General features: G+C 66.5%; 12 protein-coding genes and 1 tRNA gene. 2 read left to right on the top strand and 11 right to left on the bottom strand.

Annotated elements, in window-relative coordinates; all coding sequences use genetic code 11:
• Positions 1-820: 820 nt before the first annotated feature.
• The 10 genes from OG588_RS29795 to OG588_RS29750 form a co-directional block, all read right to left on the bottom strand.
• Positions 821-4720, bottom strand: a complete 3900-nt coding sequence (locus OG588_RS29795) for a DNA-directed RNA polymerase subunit beta' (RefSeq protein WP_033279981.1) — start codon at positions 4718-4720, stop codon at positions 821-823.
• Positions 4721-4814: 94 nt separating this feature from the next.
• On the bottom strand, positions 4815-8300 hold the full coding sequence (rpoB, locus tag OG588_RS29790) for a DNA-directed RNA polymerase subunit beta (RefSeq protein ID WP_405949967.1): 3486 nt from the start codon (positions 8298-8300) through the stop codon (positions 4815-4817).
• 571 nt (positions 8301-8871) lie between these two features.
• Positions 8872-9252 carry a 50S ribosomal protein L7/L12 gene (gene rplL, locus OG588_RS29785; protein WP_086021584.1) on the bottom strand — a complete coding sequence of 127 codons (381 nt, stop codon included), beginning with the start codon at positions 9250-9252 and terminating at the stop codon, positions 8872-8874.
• A gap of 122 nt (positions 9253-9374) precedes the next feature.
• Positions 9375-9905, bottom strand: coding sequence for a 50S ribosomal protein L10 (rplJ, locus tag OG588_RS29780; RefSeq protein ID WP_033279978.1), 531 nt, complete (start codon positions 9903-9905; stop codon positions 9375-9377).
• Between the two features lie 377 nt (positions 9906-10282).
• On the bottom strand, positions 10283-11224 hold the full coding sequence (locus OG588_RS29775; protein WP_405949966.1) for a hypothetical protein: 942 nt from the start codon (positions 11222-11224) through the stop codon (positions 10283-10285).
• 158 nt (positions 11225-11382) lie between these two features.
• Complete coding sequence (rplA, locus tag OG588_RS29770) at positions 11383-12108, bottom strand: 50S ribosomal protein L1 (RefSeq protein WP_366099610.1); 726 nt, start codon at positions 12106-12108, stop codon at positions 11383-11385.
• A gap of 77 nt (positions 12109-12185) precedes the next feature.
• A complete protein-coding gene (gene rplK / locus OG588_RS29765) occupies positions 12186-12620 on the bottom strand; it encodes a 50S ribosomal protein L11 (RefSeq protein ID WP_006383482.1) in 435 nt (144 codons plus the stop codon).
• A gap of 229 nt (positions 12621-12849) precedes the next feature.
• Positions 12850-13707, bottom strand: coding sequence for a transcription termination/antitermination protein NusG (nusG, locus tag OG588_RS29760; protein WP_019055478.1), 858 nt, complete (start codon positions 13705-13707; stop codon positions 12850-12852).
• A 77-nt stretch (positions 13708-13784) separates the two neighbouring features.
• Positions 13785-14072: a preprotein translocase subunit SecE gene (secE, locus tag OG588_RS29755; protein ID WP_393043920.1), complete on the bottom strand. Its 288-nt coding sequence runs from the start codon at positions 14070-14072 to the stop codon at positions 13785-13787.
• Between the two features lie 113 nt (positions 14073-14185).
• A tRNA-Trp gene (locus OG588_RS29750) sits at positions 14186-14258 on the bottom strand.
• 260 nt (positions 14259-14518) lie between these two features.
• Here OG588_RS29750 and OG588_RS29745 point away from each other — a divergent pair.
• Positions 14519-15745 (top strand): pyridoxal phosphate-dependent aminotransferase, encoded by a 1227-nt coding sequence (locus OG588_RS29745; RefSeq protein WP_405949965.1) that lies wholly within the window; start codon positions 14519-14521, stop codon positions 15743-15745.
• Positions 15746-15875: 130 nt separating this feature from the next.
• Positions 15876-16916, top strand: a complete 1041-nt coding sequence (locus OG588_RS29740; RefSeq protein WP_366099611.1) for an adenosine deaminase — start codon at positions 15876-15878, stop codon at positions 16914-16916.
• Here the strand turns inward: OG588_RS29740 and OG588_RS29735 are convergent.
• Entirely contained in the window at positions 16897-17562 is a 666-nt protein-coding gene (locus OG588_RS29735; RefSeq protein ID WP_405949964.1) for a hypothetical protein, read from the bottom strand. The two genes, OG588_RS29740 and OG588_RS29735, sit on opposite strands and share 20 nt — an antisense overlap.
• Positions 17563-17570 lie beyond the last annotated feature (8 nt).

The following is a 17570-nucleotide window of genomic DNA, read 5'->3' as shown; positions in this document are numbered from 1 at the left end:
CCTCAGCCGTGGGCCGAACGCTCAGGGTGTGAATCTGAAGAAAAACACCATGAGCCCCTCAGCGGCAACCCCTGCGCTGGCACACAGAAAGAATCTCATGAACGAATACCCGGTCAACCGCTGTCGCCATCCGAGGAAAAACGCGAAAGCGAAGTAGAAACAAAGCAGTCCAGCAATAAGGAAACAGCTCCCGATAACCCAGAACAGGAAACCCACCACCTCTCCCCCTCAATCCCATATTCCCACATTCCCACATTGGATCTTCGAGGGTACCGAGAATCCGTCACGCGAGCAAGACCCAGAACCACCGGTCACTTCGACTCGAAGATTTCCGAGCTGAAGGCAGCGATCGAGAAGGTCGGGAATTCCGCCGGGGCATCCGAAAAGAAAGAGGAGAAAAACAAAGGCGCCCTGGCGACGTTGAAGAACCTGATACTGAATGTCACGGGCCGGCTCTCGGGAAGTGATCGCCGGTACATCGGACGGGACGACAACGGCCGACTGGGACTCCGGCCGGAACGTGCCTCCGGAGAGATGCAGCAGGCACAGCAGGCGGCCGGTCGGCAGTTCCGTCAGCGGACACAACAGCTCGGCCGCCGCGCCCCTGGGGTGCCCTCGGCCGCCAACTCGCCGAGCACGAACAGCGGTTGGACGCCCTGGAACGCTCCCGCTGGCCACTGGCGAGCATCGGCGCGCTGGCCGCCGTAGCGACGGTCGTGGTCACCGGGCTCGAAATCACCGCGCGCTGACCCAACGCCGAAGGGCGGTCACCCCGTACGAAACGGGGTGACCGCCCTTCAGTTCAACTCAGGCTGCTCGCCTACTGGTTGTACGGACCGTAGTCGTAGTCCTCCAGCGGGACGGCCTGGCCGGAGCCCGTGCCGAACGGCGAGTAGTCGATGTCGTCGTAGCCGACGGCCGAGTACATCGCGGCCTTGGCTTCCTCGGTCGGCTCGACCCGGATGTTGCGGTAGCGGGACAGGCCCGTACCGGCCGGGATGAGCTTACCGATGATGACGTTCTCCTTGAGGCCGATCAGGGAGTCGGACTTGGCGTTGATCGCCGCGTCCGTCAGCACCCTGGTCGTCTCCTGGAAGGACGCCGCCGACAGCCAGGACTCCGTGGCCAGCGAGGCCTTGGTGATACCCATGAGCTGCGGACGACCGGAGGCCGGGTGACCGCCCTCCTGGACCACACGACGGTTCTCCTGCTCGAAGCGCGAACGCTCGACCAGCTCGCCGGGCAGCAGCTCGGCGTCGCCGGACTCGATGATCGTCACACGGCGGAGCATCTGCCGGATGATGATCTCGATGTGCTTGTCGTGGATCGACACACCCTGCGAGTTGTAGACCTTCTGGACCTCGCCGACCAGGTGGACCTGGACGGCACGCTGACCCAGGATGCGCAGCACGTCGTGCGGGTTGGTGGCACCCACGGTGAGCTTCTGGCCCACCTCGACGTGCTCGCCCTCGCTGACCAGGAGACGGGCACGCTTCGAGATCGGGAACGCCGTCTCGTCGCTGCCGTCGTCCGGGGTGACGACGAGCTTCTTGGTCTTCTCGGTCTCCTCGATCCGCACGCGGCCCTGGGCCTCGGAGATCGGGGCGACACCCTTCGGCGTACGAGCCTCGAAGAGCTCGACGACACGGGGCAGACCCTGGGTGATGTCGTCACCGGCCACACCACCGGTGTGGAAGGTACGCATCGTCAGCTGGGTACCGGGCTCACCGATGGACTGGGCGGCGATGATGCCGACCGCCTCACCGATGTCGACCAGCTTGCCGGTGGCCAGCGAGCGGCCGTAGCACATGGCGCAGGTGCCGACGGCGGACTCGCAGGTCAGGACCGAGCGGGTCTTGACCGTCTCGATGCCGTGCTTGACCAGCTCGTCGATGAGGACGTCGCCGAGGTCGGTGTTGGCCGGGGCCAGCACCTTGCCGTCGACGGTGATGTCCTCGGCCAGCGCACGGGCGTACACGCTGGTCTCGACGTTGTCGGCCTTGCGCAGGACACCGTCCGCGCCGCGCTCCGCGATGTGCAGCTTGAGGCCGCGGTCGGTGCCGCAGTCCTCCTCGCGGATGATGACGTCCTGGGAGACGTCGACCAGACGACGGGTGAGGTAACCCGAGTCGGCGGTACGGAGGGCGGTGTCGGCCAGACCCTTACGGGCACCGTGGGTGGAGATGAAGTACTCCAGCACGGACAGGCCTTCACGGAAGGACGCCTTGATGGGACGGGGAATCGTCTCGTTCTTGGCGTTCGACACCAGACCACGCATACCCGCGATCTGACGCATCTGCATCATGTTTCCTCGGGCACCCGAGTCGACCATCATGAAGATGGGGTTGGTCTTCGGGAAGTTCGCGTTCATCGCCTCGGCAACCTCGTTGGTCGCCTTGGTCCAGATCGCGATGAGCTCCTGCGTGCGCTCTTCCTTGGTGATCAGACCGCGCTCGTACTGCTTCTGGACCTTCTCGTCCTGCGCCTCGTAGCCCTTGACGATCTCCTTCTTCGCCTCGGGAACGACGACGTCGGAGATGGCCACGGTGACACCGGAACGGGTCGCCCAGAAGAAGCCGGCCGCCTTCAGGTTGTCGAGCGTCGCCGCCACGATGACCTTGGGGTAGCGCTCGGCCAGGTCGTTGACGATCTCGGAGAGCTGCTTCTTGCCCACCGAGTAGTCGACGAACGGGTAGTCCTCGGGCAGCAGCTCGTTGAAGAGCGCGCGGCCCAGGGTCGTACGGAGGCGGAAGGTGTCACCCTGCTGCCACTCGGGCTCGCCCTCCTCGCGGACCGGCGGCACCCAGCCACGCGGCGGGATGGTGCCCACCGGGAAGCGGATGTCCACGGCCGACTGGAGCGCCAGCTCGCCGCCGTCGAACGCCATCGTCGCCTCGGCCGTGGAGCCGAACGCGCGGCCCTCGCCCTTGACGTCGCGGAGTTCACCGTCGGTGGTGAGGAAGAACAGACCCAGCACCATGTCCTGGGTCGGCATGGTGACGGGACGACCGTCGGCCGGCTTCAGGATGTTGTTCGAGGACAGCATCAGGATGCGGGCCTCGGCCTGCGCCTCCGCGGAGAGCGGCAGGTGGACGGCCATCTGGTCGCCGTCGAAGTCCGCGTTGAACGCGGTGCAGACGAGCGGGTGGATCTGGATGGCCTTGCCCTCGACCAGCTGCGGCTCGAAGGCCTGGATGCCGAGGCGGTGCAGCGTGGGCGCACGGTTCAGCAGAACCGGGTGCTCGGCGATGACCTCTTCGAGGACGTCGTAGACGACCGTGCGGCCGCGCTCGACCATCCGCTTCGCCGACTTGATGTTCTGCGCGTGGTTCAGGTCCACCAGGCGCTTCATCACGAACGGCTTGAAGAGCTCCAGCGCCATGGCCTTCGGCAGACCGCACTGGTGCAGCTTCAGCTGCGGGCCGACGACGATCACGGAACGCGCGGAGTAGTCCACACGCTTGCCGAGCAGGTTCTGACGGAAGCGACCCTGCTTGCCCTTGAGCATGTCGCTCAGGGACTTCAGCGGGCGGTTACCGGGACCGGTGACCGGACGACCACGACGACCGTTGTCGAAGAGGGCGTCAACGGCCTCCTGGAGCATGCGCTTCTCGTTGTTGACGATGATCTCGGGCGCACCGAGGTCGAGAAGCCGCTTCAGGCGGTTGTTGCGGTTGATCACACGGCGGTACAGGTCGTTCAGGTCGGAGGTCGCGAAGCGGCCACCGTCCAGCTGCACCATCGGGCGAAGGTCCGGCGGGATGACCGGGACGCAGTCGAGAACCATGCCCTTGGGGCTGTTGGAGGTCTGCAGGAACGCAGACACGACCTTCAGCCGCTTCAGCGCACGGGTCTTCTTCTGGCCCTTGCCGGTACGGATGATCTCGCGAAGCCGCTCGGCCTCTTCGTCGAGGTCGAAGGACTCCAGGCGCTTCTGCAGCGCCGCGGCACCCATCGAACCGTCGAAGTACGTGCCGAAGCGGTCACGCAGCTCGCGGTAGAGGAGCTCGTCGCCCTCCAGGTCCTGGACCTTGAGGTTCTTGAACCGGGTCCACACCTCGTCCAGGCGGTCGATCTCGCGCTGCGCACGGTCGCGCAGCTGCTTCATCTCGCGCTCGGCACCTTCGCGCACCTTGCGGCGCACGTCGGCCTTGGCACCCTCGGCCTCGAGCTCGGCCAGGTCGGTCTCGAGCTTCTTGGCGCGGGCCTCGAGGTCCGAGTCACGCCGGTTCTCGACCTGCTGACGCTCCACGGAGACGTGCGCCTCCAGCGAGGGCAGGTCACGCGTACGGCGCTCTTCGTCGACGAACGTGATCATGTACGCCGCGAAGTAGATGACCTTCTCGAGGTCCTTCGGGGCGAGGTCGAGCAGGTATCCCAGACGCGACGGGACACCCTTGAAGTACCAGATGTGGGTGACAGGAGCGGCCAGTTCGATGTGGCCCATCCGCTCACGGCGCACCTTGGCGCGGGTCACCTCGACGCCGCAGCGCTCACAGATGATGCCCTTGAAGCGAACGCGCTTGTACTTGCCGCAGTAGCACTCCCAGTCCCGGGTCGGACCGAAGATCTTCTCGCAGAAGAGTCCGTCCTTTTCGGGCTTGAGCGTGCGGTAGTTGATGGTCTCAGGCTTCTTGACCTCGCCGTGGCTCCACTGACGGATGTCGTCAGCGGTGGCCAGACCGATCCGGAGCTCATCGAAGAAGTTGACGTCGAGCACTATGCGTCAATCCCTCTCAGGGTTGTAAGTCTTGGGGTCTGATACGGGGGTCCTGGGGCCGGAGACCTGCGTGGCGCAGGTCTCCGGACTCCCGTCAGACCTCTTCGACGCTGCTCGGCTCGCGCCGGGACAGGTCGATGCCGAGCTCTTCCGCCGCGCGGAAGACGTCCTCGTCGGTGTCGCGCATCTCGATGGACATGCCGTCCGAGGACAGCACCTCCACGTTGAGGCACAGGGACTGCATCTCCTTGATGAGCACCTTGAAGGACTCGGGGATGCCGGGCTCGGGGATGTTCTCGCCCTTGACGATGGCCTCGTAGACCTTCACGCGGCCGGTCACGTCGTCGGACTTGATCGTCAGCAGCTCCTGGAGGGCGTAAGCGGCGCCATAAGCCTCAAGCGCCCACACCTCCATCTCGCCGAAGCGCTGACCACCGAACTGCGCCTTACCACCCAGCGGCTGCTGGGTGATCATCGAGTACGGACCGGTCGAACGGGCGTGCAGCTTGTCGTCGACCAGGTGGTGCAGCTTCAGGATGTACATGTAGCCGATCGAGACCGGCTCCGGGAACGGCTCGCCGGAGCGGCCGTCGAACAAGTTGGCCTTGCCGGAGGCCTGGACCAGGCGGTCGCCGTCGCGGTTCGGGATCGTGGCCTCGAAGAGACCGGAGATCTCGTCCTCGCGGGCACCGTCGAAGACCGGGGTCGCGACGTTGGTACCCGGAGCGACCTGGTCGGCGCCGATGACCTGAAGGCGCTTCGCCCAGTCCTGGCTGAAGCCGGAGACGTCCCAGCCGCGGCTGGCGAGCCAGCCGAGGTGGATCTCCAGGACCTGTCCCGGGTTCATTCGGGACGGGACACCCAGCGGGTTCAGGATGATGTCGACCGGGGTGCCGTCCTCAAGGAACGGCATGTCCTCGATCGGCAGGATCTTGGAAATAACACCCTTGTTGCCGTGGCGGCCGGCCAGCTTGTCGCCGTCGGTGATCTTGCGCTTCTGCGCAACATACACCCGGACCAACTGGTTGACGCCGGGCGGCAGTTCGTCGCCCTCCTCGCGGTCGAAGACGCGGACGCCGATGACCTTGCCGATCTCGCCGTGCGGCACCTTCAGCGAGGTGTCGCGCACCTCGCGCGCCTTCTCACCGAAGATCGCGCGGAGCAGGCGCTCCTCGGGGGTCAGCTCGGTCTCACCCTTGGGCGTGACCTTGCCGACGAGGATGTCACCGGCGACGACCTCGGCACCGATACGGATGATGCCGCGCTCGTCGAGGTCGGCGAGGACCTCCTCGGAGACGTTCGGGATGTCCCGGGTGATCTCCTCGGGGCCGAGCTTGGTGTCACGGGCGTCGACCTCGTGCTCCTCGATGTGGATCGAGGAGAGGACGTCGTCCTGTACGAGGCGCTGCGACAGGATGATCGCGTCCTCGTAGTTGTGACCCTCCCACGGCATGAACGCCACGAGCAGGTTCTTGCCGAGCGCCATCTCGCCGTTCTCGGTCGCCGGACCGTCCGCCAGCACCTGGTTGGCGACGATCCGGGAACCCTCGTCCACGACAACCTTCTGGTTGACGGACGTGCCCTGGTTGGAGCGGGAGAACTTCGCGAGGCGGTACGTCGTGTACGTGCCGTCGTCGTTGGCGGTGGTGATGTAGTCCGCGGAGACCTCCTGGACCACACCGTCCTTCTCCGACTTCAGGACGTCACCGGCGTCGACCGCACAGCGGTACTCCATGCCGGTGCCGACCAGCGGCGCCTCGGACTTGATGAGCGGCACGGCCTGACGCATCATGTTCGCGCCCATGAGGGCACGGTTGGCGTCGTCGTGCTCCAGGAAGGGGATCATCGCGGTCGCGACGGACACCATCTGGCGCGGGGAGACGTCCATGTAGTCGACGTCGTCACCGGGGACGTAGTCGACCTCTCCGCCACGACGGCGGACCAGGACGCGGGACTCCTCGAACCGGAAGTCGTCCCCGAGCGGCGCGTTGGCCTGCGCGATGACGAATCGGTCCTCTTCGTCGGCGGTCAGGTAGTCGACCTCGTCGGTGACGACACCGTCGGTGACCCGGCGGTACGGCGTCTCGACGAAACCGAACGCGTTGACCCGGCCGTAGGAGGCGAGCGAGCCGATCAGGCCGATGTTCGGGCCTTCAGGGGTCTCGATCGGGCACATGCGGCCGTAGTGCGAGGGGTGCACGTCACGGACCTCGAAGCCGGCCCGCTCACGGGAGAGACCACCCGGGCCAAGAGCCGACAGGCGGCGCTTGTGGGTGAGACCCGACAGCGGGTTGTTCTGGTCCATGAACTGCGACAGCTGGCTGGTGCCGAAGAACTCCTTGATGGAGGCGACGACCGGCCGGATGTTGATCAGGGTCTGCGGCGTGATCGCCTCGACGTCCTGGGTCGTCATCCGCTCGCGGACGACTCGCTCCATACGCGCCAGGCCCGTACGGACCTGGTTCTGGATGAGCTCGCCGACGTTGCGCAGACGACGGTTGCCGAAGTGGTCGATGTCGTCGGTCTCGACGACGATCGAGGCGCCGTTGTCACCGACGGTCTCGGTCTCGCCGGCGTGCAGCTTCACCAGGTACTTGATCGACGAGATGATGTCCTCGACGGTCAGCACACCGGCGTCCAGCGGGGCCTCGCTGCCCAGCTTCTTGTTCACCTTGTAGCGGCCGACCTTGGCGAGGTCGTAGCGCTTCGGGTTGAAGTAGAGGTTCTCAAGAAGCGTCTGCGCGGCCTCGCGGGTCGGGGGCTCGCCCGGACGCAGCTTGCGGTAGATGTCGAGGAGCGCGTCGTCCTGGCCCTGGGTGTGGTCCTTCTCCAGGGTGGCGCGCATGGACTCGTACTCGCCGAACTCCTCCAGGATCTGCTCGGTCGTCCAACCGAGAGCCTTGAGCAGGACGGTGACGGACTGCTTGCGCTTGCGGTCGATGCGGACACCGACCATGTCGCGCTTGTCGATCTCCATCTCCAGCCAGGCACCCCGGGACGGGATGACCTTGGTCGAGAAGATGTCCTTGTCCGACGTCTTGTCGATCGAGGAGTCGAAGTAGACGCCCGGCGAACGGACCAGCTGCGACACGACGACACGCTCGGTGCCGTTGATGACGAAGGTGCCCTTGTTGGTCATGAGCGGGAAATCGCCCATGAAGACCGTCTGGGACTTGATCTCGCCGGTCTCGTTGTTGGTGAACTCAGCGGTTACGAAGAGCGGGGCGGCGTACGTGAAGTCGCGCTCCTTGCACTCGTCGATGCTGTTCTTGGGAGGTTCGAAACGGTGGTCGCGGAAGGTCAGCGACATCGACCCGGAGAAGTCCTCGATCGGAGAGATCTCCTCGAAGATCTCCTCCAGACCGGACTTCGTGGGGACGTCCTGACCCGACTCCAGAGCCGCCTCGACCCGACTCTGCCAGGCGGAGTTGCCGAGCAGCCAGTCGAAGCTCTCGGTCTGCAACGCGAGCAGGTTGGGAACCTCGAGGGGCTCCTTGATCTTTGCAAAGGAGATGCGCAGCGGGGCGGTGCTGGCGCCGTTGTTCATATTCGCGGTCGAGGCAGTGCGCGAGGCGGCCAAGAGGGGGTCCTTCCGAGGGCTCGGACTCACTACGCGCGTACCGGCCCCTCTCAGGGGCAAAGAGACATGGACTTCCTGAGACGGCCCGGAAAGGCCAGGTCAGAGTTGGTCCGGTCATCGATGCTCAAGTGAGGGCATGCCCCTGGTGACGGGCAGGGAGCAGCTAACAGGCAGCGCAAAGGGTCAGTGTAGCCACTTGGCGCACTGATGTCCAGCCCCGCTTTTTTGAGACCCTCGTCGTGCTCAACACCCTCGGCAAGCTCACGTCCTCAACGCGTTGATACTGCCCTCTTCGCCGCCGATCCATGCCTCGGATTCGGATCGTTGTGACGACGCGTCCTGAGAATTGCGCGCTGCGTGCGGTTCGTCAAGGCCTCCATGGCCCACACCACATACCACCAGGGATGCTTGGAGGCACGAAGAAGATCACCATACTCCGCGAACCCCTGATCGCAAGGCTGCCGCTCACCCGACCCAGGAACGCCGAAGAGCGACCACCCAGATGGATGATCGCTCTTCAGTGCTCAGGCGTTACAAGGTCCTTGGGACCTCGTCCACGACCTGGACGGAGTTACTTGACCTCGACCGAGGCGCCGGCGGCCTTGAGGGACTCGGCGGCCTTCTCGGCGACGTCCTTGGCGACCTTCTCGACGACGGGCTTCGGGGCGCCGTCCACGAGGTCCTTGGCCTCCTTCAGGCCCAGCGAGGTCAGCTCACGCACGACCTTGATGACCTGGATCTTCTTCTCGCCGGCACCCGTGAGGATGACGTCGAACTCGTCCTGCTCGGCCTCGGCCTCGACGGCAGCGGCCGGGCCGGCGGGGGCGGCGGCAACCGCGGCGGCGGCGGTGACGTCGAACTTCTCCTCGAACGCCTTCACGAACTCGGAAAGCTGGATGAGGGTCATGGTCTCGAACTCGGCGAGCAGTTCGTCCTGGGTGAGAGCCACGATGGCTTCCTTCCACTAATTTCGGCTGGTGCCGGTGTGTACATGTCTGGCGGGCGTACGTTCGGCCCGCTACGACCGTTGCCTTGGGCGCGGAGCCTCAGGCGGCGGTCATGCTGCGAGCCGAATTACTCGGCACCGCCCTGCTCTTCTTGCTTGGCGCGAAGGGCGTCCACCGTGCGGACGAGCTTCGACGGAAGCGCCTGGAAGAGCTGCGCAGCCTGAGTCTGCTTGCCCTTGAAGGCACCCGCCAGCTTGGAGAGCAGAACCTCGCGGGACTCGAGGTCCGCGAGCTTCTTGATCTCGTCGGCGGACAGCGCCTTGCCGTCAAGGACACCGCCCTTGATGACGAGGTTCGGGTTGTCCTTGGCGAAGTCACGAAGACCCTTCGCCGACTCCACCGGGTCACCGGTGATGAAGGCGACCGCCGTCGGACCGTTGAACAGGTCGTCGAGCGTAGAGATCCCGGCCTCGTTGGCCGCAATCTTGGTCAGCGTGTTCTTCACCACGGCGTACTGGGCGTTCTCACCGAGCGAACGACGCAGCGTCTTGAGCTGCGCCACGGTGAGACCCCGGTACTCGGTCAGCACGGCGGCGTTCGAGTCGCGGAACTGTCCCGCGAGCTCGGCTACCGCGGCAGCCTTGTCGGGCCTTGCCATAGAGCGTCGGCCTCCTTCCGGGTGATGAGGACCGCTCAGAAGGGGCTGGGACAGAAAAAACGCCCCGGCGCAGGCGCACGGGGCGTAGCTCGACCGGAAACAACACACGCAATGCATGTGAATTCCGGGAACACATCCAGTTCACCTGCGCAGGTCGTCCACTGTTCAGCGGATCCTTCGGTCACCACACCCTGTGACAGGCGCGGCAACGACCAGCGGTCTTTGGCTTCTCCCGAAGAGTACGGGACCCCCATAGGCCCAAGCAAATCCGCCCGTACGGCGCAGCGGCTCCACCGCCTCAACGGCTCCACCGGTGAGCAGCAGGGCGACAAGTGCCCCTCCCAACCCCCGTCCCCCGCAACGGAGTTGAGCCCGCCTCAGGAGCTCGTGCCGGACCCCGTCGCCGTGTCACCGCTGCCCGGTGTCAGGCCCTGCTTCTTCAGCAAGGCCGTGAAGTCCTCGGTGTCGTCCGCCGGAGGCACGGTCGCGTCGACCTTCACGCCGTAGTCGCTGTAGTAGGCGGTCTGGCTGTACCGGCCGGACGACATCGCGCCCTTCTCCACCTTCTTGACCAGCAGATTCTGGGCGTCGACCCAGATGTCGACCTGCGCGGTGGAGACGCCGGTCGCGGTGAGCTGCTTCTTCAGGCCGGCGAGCTGGCTCGCGGTGAGGTTGGAGTTCTCGGTGGCGAGGTCGGCGACGTTCACCGTGCCCGAGTAGTGCGTGGTCCGCCGGCCGCGCACCGACTCCGTACCGACCTTCTCGACGTCTCCGGAGGCGAGCAGGAGCTTCACCGACTGGTTCGGCGTGGAGTTCTGCATCTGGTCCCTGAGGTACGCGCCGGAGCTGCCGCCGAGCTTGGCCAGGTCGTCGTAGTCGTACTTGAGCCAGTGCCTGCCGCCCGCCTGCGCGGCGAACTTCTCGCCCATCTTCGCGTAGTAGGCGTCCGGCAGATAGCGGGCCTCCATCGATGTGCTGCCGGCCGCGCGCATCGTCTGGGCCACCGTGCCGCCGGTGTACGTCATCGTGAGGGTGCCGGTGATGCCGTCGTCCCAGGCGAGGTTGCCCTTGGCGTCCATGGACATCACCGAGCCCAGGACGGTGGAGGACTCGACCTTGGCGGAGTCCGCCCTGTCGGTGGACTGCTCGGCGCTGCGCAGGGCCGCTATGGAGCTCACCAGGGTCGCGCCCTTGCCCGCGGCCTTGTCGTCCTTGCCGGAACCCCCGGAGGACCCCATGGAGTCACAGGCGGCCACCGAGGCCAGCGCGCTCGCCACCGCGATCGAGAGGCCCACCCGGCGCACGGTCGTGCTCTTCATCCGTCCCCACCCCTATGCCATTGCTGTGCCTGCCAAGAACGCTAGCGCAGCCCACTGACACCCCGTACGAAAAGGGGCGAGCCCCGCAACCCGAAGGTTGCGGGGCTCGCCCAAGTGCTGACGCGTACGCGACGCGGCTACCGAGGTGAGCGCGAGGCTCAGACGGCGGCCGGGTCCTCCTCGACGAGGAGGTTGCGGGTGCGGTTCGGGTCGAGCGGAATGCCGGGGCCGATCGTGGTGCTGATCGCGGCCTTCTTGATGTAGCGACCCTTGGCGGCGGACGGCTTCAGACGGAGGATCTCGTCCAGGGCCGCGCCGTAGTTCTCCACCAGCTGGGTGTCGTCGAAGGACGACTTGCCGATGATGAAGTGCAGGTTCGAGTGCTTGTCGACGCGGAACTCGATCTTGCCGCCCTTGATCTCGTTGACGGCCTTGACCACGTCCGGCGTCACGGTGCCGGTCTTGGGGTTCGGCATGAGACCACGGGGACCGAGCACGCGGCCCAGGCGGCCGACCTTGCCCATGAGGTCCGGGGTGGCGACGACGGCGTCGAAGTCCAGCCGGCCCTTCGCCACCTCGTCGATGAGTTCGTCGGAGCCGACGATGTCGGCGCCGGCGGCAGTCGCGGCCTCGGCACGGTCACCGGTCGCGAAGACCAGGACCCGGGCGGTCTTGCCGGTGCCGTGCGGGAGGTTCACGGTGCCACGGACCATCTGGTCGGCCTTGCGCGGGTCGACACCCAGACGGAAGGCGACCTCGACGGTGCCGTCGAACTTGGAGGTGGAGGTCTCCTTGGCGAGACGGACGGCCTCGAGCGGGGCGTAGAGCTTCTCCCGGTCGATCTTGGCGTCCGCAGCGCGGAGAGACTTGCTGCGCTTGCTCACTACTGCTCCTGTGTGTGTCTGAGGAGTCGTGGTACGGGCCGAGCAGGCCCCGCCACGGTACTTCTACGGGGTGAAGGTCAGCCCTCGACCGTGATGCCCATGGAACGGGCGGTGCCGGCGATGATCTTCGACGCGGCGTCAAGGTCGTTGGCGTTCAGGTCGGGGAGCTTGGTCGTGGCGATCTCACGGACCTGCGCCTGGGTGATCTTGGCGACCTTGGTCTTGTGCGGCTCGCCCGAGCCCTTCTCGACACCCGCGGCCTTGAGGATCATCTTCGCGGCCGGCGGAGTCTTGGTGATGAAGGTGAAGGAGCGGTCTTCGTAGACCGTGATCTCCACCGGGATCACCCAGCCACGCTGCGACTCGGTCGCCGCGTTGTAGGCCTTGCAGAACTCCATGATGTTGACGCCGTGCTGACCGAGCGCGGGGCCGACCGGCGGAGCCGGGTTCGCCGCACCGGCGTTGATCTGGAGCTTGATGAGCCCCGTGACCTTCTTCTTCTTGGGAGGCATTGCTCTCCGGGTCCTCTCGTTCGGGTCCTGCCTGCACCCGGGTTGTTCTCCCGCACGCAGGCATACCGCACAACAATAGCGGGTAAGAAGCCATGCCCAAAAACGAGAAAGGTCAGGGGGCTCACTTGGAACCCACCTGACCTGACTGCCCTAGGGGCGCGGGGCTGTGTCGATATGCGACTACCGTCGCGTGAGCACGACCAGCCCCCACGCACCCGCGGCCGAAGTACTAGTTCTTCTGAATCTGATCGAACGAAAGCTCGACCGGCGTCTCACGGCCGAAGATCTCGACGAGACCCTTGACCTTCTTCGAGTCGGCGTTGATCTCGTTGATGGTCGCCTGCAGCGTCGCGAACGGCCCGTCCGTGACGGTGACCGAGTCGCCCACCTCGAAGTCCAGCACCTGGACCTCGACCTTGCGCTGCGGCATCGGCTTGCCCTCGGCCTCGGCGGCCTCACGCGCGGCCTTCTCCTCGGCCTCCGGGGCGAGCATCTTGACGATCTCATCCAGGGTCAGCGGGTACGGGTCGTAGGCGTTGCCCACGAAGCCGGTGACACCGGGGGTGTTGCGGACGACGCCCCAGGACTCGTTCGTCAGGTCCATGCGGACCAGGACGTAGCCCGGGAGCTTGTTCTGCTTGATGGTCTTGCGGTCGCCGTTCTTGATCTGGACGACCTCTTCTTGCGGCACCTCGGCCGCGAAGATGTAGTCCTCGACGTTCAGCGAGACGGCGCGCTGCTCCAGGTTGGTCTTCACGCGGTTCTCGTAACCGGCGTACGTGTGGATGACGTACCACTCGCCGGGCAGGAGACGCAGTTCCTCGCGCAGGGCGACGACGGGGTCGACGGGTTCGGCCGGCTCGGCCTCTTCCTCGTCGTCCTCGGCCGTGGCCTCGTCGTCGAGGTCCTCGGTCGCTTCCGCGTCCTCGTCCTCGACGTGTACGGCGGCTTCCTCGGCGGGCTCGCCCGCGTCGGCGTCTGCAGCCTCGACCTCGTCAAGGTCCTCGTCCGCGCCCTCGACGATGTCGAGTTCGTCTTCCACGGACTCGTCCGGCTCGACGGCCTCGTTCAGGTTCGGGTCAGACACGTGGCTGCTTCTTCCTGGATACATGGGGGTGGAACACGCGAAAGGGGCGCCGGTCAGGGCGCCCTTCGCTTCCGGCCTCAGCCGAAGACGTACTTCGCGGCGTGATTGAGTCCATAGTCAATCACGGTCACAAGACCGATCATGATGACGACGAAGACGATGACCACCGTCGTGTACGTCGTCAGCTGGTTGCGCGTCGGCCAGACGACCTTGCGGAGTTCCGCGACGATCTGGCGGTAGAAGGTTCCGAGGCGCTTCAGCGGGCCCTTCTTGGCGCGCTTGCCGCCCTTGCGGGCCTTCTTCTTGGACTCCGACACCTCGTCCTGGGCATCAGGCATGTCGATGGAGCCCACGGCGTCCGCCATTCATCCTCACCTGTTCCCGGGTCGTGGCCGTGCCGCGCCCGGTCTGAGCCGCACGGCGATGCATTGCTGTACGTACATGCGCTGCGCACACATCCTGGTGAAGGTGTGTGTAGCAGGGCCGGAGGGACTTGAACCCCCAACCGCCGGTTTTGGAGACCGGTGCTCTACCAATTGAGCTACGACCCTTTGTGACGTCCCCAACGTACCGCATCCGCCCGGGTGCTCGGTGTGCACCAGGTAGGGCGCGGCTGTTGAAGGCCAACGAGCTAGGAGTGTACGTGTTCCGTGGCCGGTCGTCGAACAGAAAGTGCCTGTACGGGGATTGCCGGAGGAAGATCGCCCAGGCCTGGGCGGAAAACCGGACGGTTGTTCAATGCCTTCCCGATCCTGTTCAGTCTGTGAAACCGGTGTGCCGGGCGGGTTTCCGGTCTGAAACGATGGACCCCATGAGCGCCTCAACCCCTCCCACCGAGCGCCGGGTCTCCGCCCGAGTCGGCGCGATCTCCGAGTCCGCCACCCTCGCCGTGGACGCCAAGGCCAAGGCCCTCAAGGCCGCCGGACGTCCGGTGATCGGCTTCGGCGCCGGTGAACCGGACTTCCCGACTCCGGACTACGTCGTCCAGGCCGCCATCGAGGCCTGCTCGAACCCCAAGTACCACCGCTACACCCCGGCCGGCGGTCTGCCGGAGCTGAAGGCCGCGATCGCCGCGAAGACGCTGCGCGACTCGGGCTACGAGGTGGACGCCTCGCAGATCCTGGTCACCAACGGCGGCAAGCAGGCCATCTACGAGGCCTTCGCCGCGATCCTCGACCCGGGCGACGAGGTCATCGTCCCGGCGCCGTACTGGACGACGTACCCGGAGTCGATCCGTCTCGCGGGCGGTGTCCCGGTGGACGTCGTCGCCGACGAGACGACCGGCTACCGCGTCTCCGTCGAGCAGTTGGAGGCGGCCCGCACCGAGAACACCAAGGTCGTCCTCTTCGTCTCGCCGTCCAACCCGACCGGCGCCGTCTACAGCGAGGCCGAGGCCGAGGCGATCGGCCGCTGGGCCGTCGAGCACGGCCTGTGGGTCATGACGGACGAGATCTACGAGCACCTGGTCTACGGCGACGCGAAGTTCACCTCGCTGCCCGCGATCCTCCCCGAGCTGCGCGACAAGTGCATCGTGGTCAACGGCGTCGCCAAGACGTACGCCATGACCGGTTGGCGGGTGGGCTGGATCATCGGCCCGAAGGACGTCGTCAAGGCCGCGACCAACCTCCAGTCGCACGCCACGTCGAACGTCTCGAACGTGGCCCAGGTCGCCGCGCTGGCCGCCGTCTCCGGCAACCTGGACGCCGTCGCGAAGATGGGCGAGGCCTTCGACCGCCGCCGCAAGACGATCGTGCGGATGCTCAACGAGATCGACGGCGTGCTCTGCCCGGAGCCCGAGGGCGCGTTCTACGTCTACCCGTCGGTCAAGGAGCTGCTCGGCAAGGAGATCCGCGGCAAGCGCCCGCAGGACTCGGTCGAGCTGGCCGCGCTGATCCTGGAGGAGGCCGAGGTCGCGGTCGTCCCGGGCGAGGCCTTCGGGACCCCCGGTTACCTGCGGCTGTCGTACGCCCTGGGTGACGAGGACCTCGTCGAGGGCGTCGGCCGTATCCAGAAGCTGCTGGCGGAGGCCAAGGACTGACGTTTTTCGTGCTCCACGCGCGTGTGCGGGCCGTTTCCCTCCGGGGAGGCGGCCCGCTGCTTTGTGCGAGCAAGACCACGATCGGGGAAAGCGGTACCGGGACGACAGGAACGTACGGCAGGATTCCCGGATGGAGCACGTACGTGATGTCTCTGAACTGCCGAAAGCCCATCTGCACCTGCACTTCACCGGGTCAATGCGGCCCACCACCGTGCTGGAGCTCGCCGACAAGTACGGGGTGCGGTTGCCCGACGCCCTGACCGAGGCGCTGACCAGTGGGGAGCCGCCGAAGCTGCGGGCGACCGACGAGCGGGGCTGGTTCCGTTTCCAGCGGCTGTACGACGCGGCGCGGTCGTGCCTGCGGGAGCCCGAGGACATTCAGCGGCTGGTCCGCGAAGCCGCCGAGGAGGACGTCAGGGACGGCTCGGGCTGGCTGGAGATCCAGGTGGACCCGACGTCGTACGCACCGCGCCTGGGCGGGCTGATCCCGGCCCTTGAGGTCATCCTGGACGCGGTGGAGACGACCTCCCGCGAGACCGGGCTCGGGATGCGGGTGCTGGTGGCCGCGAACCGGATGAAGCACCCGCTGGACGCGCGCACGCTGGCCCGGCTGGCCGTGCGGTACGCGGACCAGGGCGTGGTCGGCTTCGGCCTCTCGAACGATGAACGCCGGGGTATGGCACGGGACTTCGACCGGGCCTTCGCGATCGCTCAGGAGGGCGGCCTGCTGTCGGCACCGCACGGCGGCGAGCTGGCGGGCCCGTCCTCGGTGCGGGACTGCCTGGACGACCTGCACGCGACCCGGATCGGCCACGGGGTGCGCGCGGCGGAGGACCCGCGGCTGCTGAAGCGGCTCTCCGACCGGGGCATCACCTGCGAGGTGTGCCCCGCGTCGAACGTGGCGCTGGGCGTCTACGAGAAGCACGAGGACGTGCCTCTGCGGACCCTCTTCGAGGCAGGCGTTCCGCTGGCGCTCGGTGCCGACGACCCGCTCCTGTTCGGCTCCCGGCTGGCCGCCCAGTACGAGATCGCCCGCCGGTACCACGGTTTCTCGGACCGCGAACTGGCCGAACTGGCCCGGCAGTCGGTCCGCGGATCGGCCGCCCCGGAGGACATGAAGACCAAGCTGCTGTCGGGCATCGACGACTGGCTCAGTGCCCCGGTCGCTTGAAGTGGTCGTACGGCGGATACGGCTTGAAACAGATCAGGACCTCGTGCGGATGCCCGCCGCCGCGCGTGGGCTCCAGCTCGTGTTGCAGACTTCCCATGAACGCCGACCGCCCCTTGGCGACCCCCTTCTCCCGCGGCCCCCAGCCGGCCGCGTGGGCGAAGTGGGTGGCGGCGGTGGCGAGGACGTCACGGTCGCCGATGAGGAAGTACGTACGCGCGTGCGTGGTGTGCCTCAACTGCCCACGGGCGTACGGCCGCTCCTCCCACGCGCGCGCGTGGCGCTCGGTACGGGCCTCGTCCGTGCGGACGGTGAGCGGGGTGCCGCGCCCGAGTGCGCGGCGCAGTTCGGGCCACTTGGAGGGGCGCAGGCCCGCCTCCGAGTGGGCCACCACCAGATCGACCAGCTCCCCGCACCCCTCGTCGGGCGGCACGCTCTCACGCAGCGGGATGTGCACGATGGTGTGCCGCGAGTAGGCCGCGAACGAGAACAGGCCCGCGAGTCGGCTCAGCCCGTCGTGGTCCCCCATGAGCATCCCGAGCGGCGCCTGGTCACGCAGTGAGGTGTGGCGCAGGGGGTGCCCGGGCTGGACGACACGGTGTTCGTGCGGGCCGATCCGGGGTCTGAACTGGCGGAGTCTCAGCTCCATGTGGGGTG

Origin of the sequence: Streptomyces prunicolor, assembly GCF_045162825.1 — a bacterium.
Taxonomy (GTDB): Bacteria; Actinomycetota; Actinomycetes; order Streptomycetales; family Streptomycetaceae; genus Streptomyces; species Streptomyces prunicolor.
Note: the sequence above shows the minus strand (reverse complement) of the source record. Positions and strands in the feature narration are given on the sequence as shown.